Source organism: Aquisalimonas sp. (assembly GCF_007120195.1).
GTDB lineage: Bacteria > Pseudomonadota > Gammaproteobacteria > Nitrococcales > Aquisalimonadaceae > Aquisalimonas.
The window spans coordinates 1-6,287 of record NZ_SKOG01000102.1 but is presented as its reverse complement, the minus strand read 5'-3'; the positions used below and the strand labels follow the sequence as shown (position 1 = coordinate 6,287).

5 protein-coding genes are annotated in these 6,287 nt (G+C 62.6%); 4 read left to right on the top strand and 1 reads right to left on the bottom strand.

Features of this window, described 5'->3' with window-relative positions; all coding sequences use genetic code 11:
- Nucleotides 1-445 precede the first annotated feature (445 nt).
- The 3 genes from QZT63_RS07965 to QZT63_RS07955 all read left to right on the top strand — a co-directional run bounded on the left by QZT63_RS07965 (nucleotide 446) and on the right by QZT63_RS07955 (nucleotide 4,921).
- Complete coding sequence (locus tag QZT63_RS07965; RefSeq protein ID WP_290650106.1) at nucleotides 446-883, top strand: hypothetical protein; 438 nt, start codon at nucleotides 446-448, stop codon at nucleotides 881-883.
- Nucleotides 852-2,057 (top strand): hypothetical protein, encoded by a 1,206-nt coding sequence (locus QZT63_RS07960; protein WP_290650105.1) that lies wholly within the window; start codon nucleotides 852-854, stop codon nucleotides 2,055-2,057. The genes QZT63_RS07965 and QZT63_RS07960 overlap by 32 nt, the downstream gene beginning before the upstream one ends.
- A gap of 308 nt (nucleotides 2,058-2,365) precedes the next feature.
- On the top strand, nucleotides 2,366-4,921 hold the full coding sequence (locus tag QZT63_RS07955) for an EAL domain-containing protein (protein ID WP_290650103.1): 2,556 nt from the start codon (nucleotides 2,366-2,368) through the stop codon (nucleotides 4,919-4,921).
- On the opposite strand, the gene QZT63_RS07950 is transcribed toward QZT63_RS07955, so the two are convergent.
- The gene (locus tag QZT63_RS07950) at nucleotides 4,870-5,685 is read right to left on the bottom strand and encodes a PEP-CTERM/exosortase system-associated acyltransferase (RefSeq protein WP_290650102.1); all 816 of its coding nucleotides are present in this window, start codon (nucleotides 5,683-5,685) and stop codon (nucleotides 4,870-4,872) included. The two genes, QZT63_RS07955 and QZT63_RS07950, sit on opposite strands and share 52 nt — an antisense overlap.
- A gap of 386 nt (nucleotides 5,686-6,071) precedes the next feature.
- On the opposite strand from QZT63_RS07950, the gene QZT63_RS07945 reads away from it, so the two are divergent.
- The coding region (locus QZT63_RS07945; protein ID WP_290650101.1) for a hypothetical protein at nucleotides 6,072-6,287 on the top strand (216 nt) is incomplete at its 3' end.

Genomic DNA, 6,287 nt, shown 5'->3' with positions numbered 1-6,287 from the left:
CGACGATGTCGCCGGGGCCTGCGCTAGCGCAGGCCCAGAAAACCGATGATGAACAGGACAATAACGACTAATCCAACGATGTATATAATGTTATTCATGATGCTTTCCGCCTCTCGATGATGCGCCTTGGTCAATGAACCCTTGCGATCACCCAAGTGTAGCCACTGGACCCGAGCCGGTCAGTGCCTTTGCACACATTGGGGCGAGTGGCCGGCGCCCCTCCCATCCCAGTTTACTGTCCCACGCGCATCGCAAACCTGTCTTGCCTCGCTGTGCCGTGCACGATCCGGTTGCGGTCAGGGCTCAACGGAAGGCAGGGCCGCTCACGGCCGGATGGCATTCCCCGCCTAATGCTTTTACACTCACGCGGGGGTTGTAGGGCATTCGACTCATTGGAGGGGTCTCCGTTTCGGGAACGCAGTCCGGAGCAGCAGAGAATGGAATTATGAGTCGTGTGAGGCTGCTGCTGATCACGCTCAGCCTGATGGTGATTGCACCCGCGTCCGCCCAATCGGGGGATGGCACGGATGTGGTGGTAATCGGCCACGCTGGGGGGGACGTGGAGCAGCTGCCGAGACATACAGTCCGCGCCCTATTTGCGATGCGTCAGCGTTCCTGGCCCGATGGACAGGCAGCGCGCGTGTTCGTGCTCCCCAACGATGATCCAGTGCACGCACGCTTCGCCAAAGAGCAACTGCAAGTATTTCCCCATCAGCTGCAGCTGTCCTGGGATCGGCTGGTCTTCTCAGGTACGGGGCGGTCGCCAGGTCGTGTGGACTCCCAGGAGGAGATGCTGGAGCAGGTCGCCGCAACGCCTGGCAGTTTGGGTTACGTACAGCGAGACCAAGTGGATGAGCGCGTTCGTGTCGTCATGCTGGATTAGAGGCGCTCTGCGGGTGCTGGTGCTAGCCGGCGCCGCGGCCGCGATGCCTGCCTCTGCCGATGGTGTGCTGGACACGCTTCAGACACACGGTTTTGTCAGTCAGGGGTTTGTACTCACTGATGACAACAACCTGTTCGGTCCCAGCAGCGACGGCGGCAGTCTTCAATTCACGGAGGTCGGTCTCAACGCCTCGTTGCAGCCCCACTCCGACGTCCTGATTGCGGCGCAGGTGCTCAGCCGGCGCGCGGGGGGGGATGGTCGTGCAGCGCGACCGAGGCTCGATTACGCCATACTGGACTATCAAGTCCACAGCGACCGGAATCGGCATTGGGGTGTGCAGGTCGGCCGGCCGAAAATCCCGCTTGGCCTCTATAACCAGACGCGGGATGTGGCGTTTACCCGTCCTAGCATCCTTCTGCCGCAGTCGATCTATTTTGATCGCACACGCTCCATGGCCCTCTCGTCGGACGGCCTGGTGGTCTACGGTGAAGAGCGGATGCCATCGGGGGCGCTTCGCTGGCAGATTGGCGCCGGCGTCCCCCAAGCCGAGGAGGACCTGGCTGAAGCGGTGTTCTTGGATGATCCGCAAGGGCGTTTTCGCGGCCGACCCTCCGGCATCGCACAGCTGCTTTACGAGCATGATGGCGGGCGTGTGATCGGCGCGTTTAGCGTCGGGCGCTTGCGGGCGGAGTTCGACTCAGCCGCTCCGGAACTGGATGGGGGGCAGTTTCTACTCCGTCCCTGGGTGTTGTCCTTGCAGTACAATGCCGAGCAGTGGTCGCTGACAGGCGAGTACGCACTGCGTGAGTCGTCGCTTAGCGGCGCCGGGGTGGCCCGGGAGTTCGACGTCACCGGAGAGAGCGCGTACGTCCAGTACAGCCGGCGTTTCCGAGAGGATTGGCAATGGCTCGTGCGCTTCGATGTCCTCTACGCGGATCGAACCGACCGCTCCGGCAGCGACTTCGAGACCGCCACCGATCTACCCGCTCATTCGCGCTTCGCCAAGGATTTGACTTTTGGCCTGCAATGGCAACCGCATCCACAGTTGCTCGTCGCCGCTGAGTACCACCGGGTGGACGGAACCGGGTGGCTACCCCGTCGAGACAATCCTGATGCCTTCGCCACGGAGCGGCGCTGGGATGCGTTTTTGTTGCAGACCTCATTGCGGTTCTAGGGCCTGTGCCCGCAGCCGATTACTTACGCCCTGCAAGAATCCAGCACGGAGGTGTACTGTATGGATCGTACCGCGGTATGCCGGCATGCGCGCAACGGGTGCCGGCCATTTGGGTGCGGCCCTTGCGCCGACCCTGCGGCGTTGCACGCTCCTTGTCTGGAGCAATCGAATGTGTCGCAAACGCCATGCCCGGCCACGGGAAGTCCACAACGCAGTGATTGCGAACGTGTTGACCGAGGACCCGGACGAGCGCCGGCAGTGTGAGTATCTGGACAGCCATTCGCCCGAGAGGGCGCCGTAGGACTACTATGCCCGCACAACCCACACGTGGGCCCTTGCTGAGCCTGAAATGGCGTGCCATTGCGCTGACAAGCCTGGTGCTCATTGGTCTGGCGGCGTTGTACGCGCTCAACAGCCACAACAGTCTCACGCAGCGTTTTGAAGACAACCGCGATGCCGTGTACGAACGCCAGCTGCGCGAGACGGAACTGACCCTCACCCAGTCCGCCGACGGGCTGCGCAGTCTCGCCGGCCTGGTCAGTACCGCCTCCGGGCTTGACCAGGCCCTGCGGGAGGGTGACATCCCCGCCCTAAAGGGAACCTTCGGGCCAACCTGGGCCACGATGCAGCTCGATGCCGGGGTGGATGAGGTGCACATCTACTCCTCGGCCGGAGAGCCCCTGGCGACGTGGGGAGACAGCCTGGCAGGGAGCAGAGGACCCGTGCCCCGGGGACAGCCGTCGATCATGTGGGCAGACAGCTCGCCGGGGGTCGAGGCGCCTGCGCTGGCAATTTGGGTCCACCAGGTATTGCGGACGGAACAGCCCATCACGCGCCTGTATTGCGCTGACGACTGCCGCCAGTATGCGGTGGTGCCGCTGCTCGTCGGCGGTGCCACCGAAGTGGTGGTGGCCATGTCCCGCTCCCTGGCGGACGCGGCATTGCGGACCCGGCAGGTGTCCGGCAGCGAAGTGGCATTGCTGGTGGAGGACAACGGCTCGGCGGAAAATGCGCCCGAGAGGCACTTGTCGCGGTGGGGGGCTTCCGTGGTTGGCGTCACCACAGAACAACAAACCCTACCTGTCCTCCGCGTGGCCGCGGATAAGGCGGATTCGTCGCAGCTTTTCGGTGAGCGTGTCCGCGTGGAGGTGCAAGGGCGTCACTACGAGTTGGCAGGCGTGCCTTTGGAAAGGCGCAAGGAGGGCGCCGGCGCGGGCGGATACTTCGTCCTCATCTCGGACATCACGAAGGCCATGGCGGCGATCCGGCAAGACACGCGGGGTGCGTTGGCCGTTGCGTTGAGTGGCTGGCTGGCCGCCGAAGCCTTGTTGCTTGCCATTCTATGGAGGCCCATGAGCAGGCTGCGCCGCATGGCCGGCATGCTGCCGGCCCTGGCCCAGGGGCAGTTCGATCCGGTTCGCCGGAGCCTGGCTCCGAGACAGGGGCGCTGGGCGGACGAGATCGATGTGCTCGGTAGCGCCACTCTGGATCTCGCCAACAGGCTAGAGACCTTGCAGGATCAGGTCCGTTTCCGGGAGCAGCGTTTGGCTTGGTTGGCCAACCATGACTCCCTGACCAATTTGTATAACCGCCGTTACTTTCAGCAGGCGCTAGACCGCGCGCTGGCGGATTCCGGCCGCGGGGCCATGTTGTTTCTGGATCTCGACCGGTTCAAGGATGTCAATGAGCTCAGCGGCCATCACTCCGGTGACCAGTTGTTGCGGCTGGTGGCCGACGCGCTCGATGTGGAGCTCAGGAATGCAGGCGTCGTTGCCCGGCTGGGCGGGGATGAATTTGCCGTGTTGCTGGTGGATGCTGACGCCGCGCACGCCGAGGCCACGGCGACACGCGTAGTCGAGGTCCTCGACGCGCTCACATTTTCCGTGGGTGAGCGACTGCATCGGGCAGTGCCGAGTATCGGCATCGCGTTGTATCCGGACCATGGCGAAACCTCCGCTGAATTGATGGCCAGTGCGGATCTCGCCATGTACCAGGCCAAGGGCAGCAGCAATCAGCAACGCTGGTACCTGCTCTCCGGTGCTGCGGACACCCGGGCTGAGCTGCAGCACCGGGTCTATTGGATGGAGCGCCTTCGCGAGGCACTGGCAACGGATGGTTTCGAGTTGTTCGTGCAGCCGATTCTGACACTGAGCACAAACAAGGTTGACCACTACGAGGTGCTGGTACGCATGCGCGGTGAACAAGGCGAGCTGGTTTCGCCAGGGGTGTTTATCCCCGTTGCCGAGCAAAGCGGCCAGATCGTGGCGCTTGATCGTTGGGTGATTAGTCGCAGTCTCCAGTTGTTGCGTGATCTACACGTGTGCGGCCTGCGCCTGCACCTGGAGGTAAATATCTCGGCCGCGTCCCTCCGAGACGCGCAGCTAAGGGATTTCCTTCGCGATGAGCTGCGTGCGAGCGGCGCGGATCCGGCATGGCTGATTCTGGAGATCACGGAGACGGCTGCTGTCACCGATTTCGCCGCCGCGCGCACAGTCATGGAGGGGCTGCGTGAGCTTGGCTGTCACTTCGCGCTGGACGACTTCGGCGTGGGGTTCAGCACGCTCCATTATCTCGGGCAGTTGCCCGCCGACTATATCAAGATCGACGGATCCTTTATCCGCAACCTGACAGTCAGCGAGGAAGACCGCGTCATCGTCCGGGCCATTGCCGATATCGCCGCGGGATTCGGCAAGAAGACCGTGGCCGAGTTCGTGGACCAGGCGGCGATCGTTCCCCTGTTGATTGATTACGGCATTGACTTCGCCCAAGGCTATTACATCGATAAACCGATGCCTGTCGATGCCATCCCCGGTTACAGGGCCGGCCAGGGCAGTGACCGGGCGGATGCGCGGACCTCGGGGTGAACGGCAGCAGGAGCCGGGGTGTTCGCCGGCGCGCCGGACAATGTCTGGAGAATATCGTCGTAGAGGGCTTTGAATTCCGGGCGCATGGCGTCGACTGCCGTCTGTTCATGACGGATGTAGAAACCCGCTCGGCTCCCATGGTAGTGCGTCAATCGACCGATTTGAACGAATCGTAATCCCGTACCGGACAGCATGCGGGCAAGCCGGGGTTCCATCATGACGAAGACGTGGGGGCGACAATTCATCGCCACCAGCGCTGCTGCGGCCAGGAACAGCGAGACTGCAATCAACGGAAACGTGCGCATTTCCCGCTCAGAGAATGTGGCACCCGGCGCGGCGCCCCATGGAGTGTAGCGCTCCCCCGCACGCCTGCGGAATGCTTGTGGTACGGCCAGGCGGGAGATTTCGCAACATTCCGCCTGGGGCATCAATGCCGGATGCAACGCTGGGTGATCCAGGCTGTCATCACAGAAGCGCTGCAGGGGAAGCAGCCCAAGCGCTCCGTGCGATGGTGCCGAACGTATCAGTCGAACAGTCCCAGCCGACATGCCTGTGGGTTTGTGGATCAATGCGCAGTGACGCGCTGTTGCGTCATACTCGTCGCGCTCCAGGCCTCCAGGGCAGTCTTCCTCCTGCTCAAAGCCGAACTCCCTGCAGTACACTTCGTACCGCAGGCGAAAGGTCCGCTCCTTCATCGAAGGGCTGACCGCGACCTCTGGGCGGAAATACTCCTGAAATTGCTGCGCCAGTTCATGCTTGTCCATTGTATTTTGGCTCCATCGGCTTCTCGGTTGGGCACTTCGCAAGGGTTTTTACCTATATCTCCGGGATAGTGTATAATCGAAAGCGGAGGGGGGCCACATTGGGACTCTGCCACGGTCAACCCCTAATTACATACAACATCCCCATGCATTAGCAATCGCCTCTCAGCAACTTTCATGTAACTGTCGGGAATCCGGCGCGCGCAGGTTTGCGATTACCCACTGTTCAGCGGCAGAATCAAAGCGCATGCTCCGCGCTCCGTTGCCCTTCGATGCTCGCCAGCCCGTGCTTGGCGGCGGAAAGTGAGGGATGTTCCCTGGCCGACGCGGTTGGGGGATGTTATCCGCTTGGTGTGGCTCTTGCTAGGGTTGCTCAGGAGCCGAATATCGTGTGTGGCGGCGTGTTTGTGGGCGGGGTCACTAGGCGGCGCCCGCGCCAACTCTCGCGTGCCGGTAGCCTGGATTGCGGGCCGCCGGCGACGGTGCCGCCGTGGGCGCCCATCTGGACGCTTGGTGGAATAAGATGCCACGGAGCTGACGCCATGGGGGATTTCAGCGAAGCCGAGATGGCCGCCGCCCTGGAGGCGTGTGCCCGCGAGCCGGTT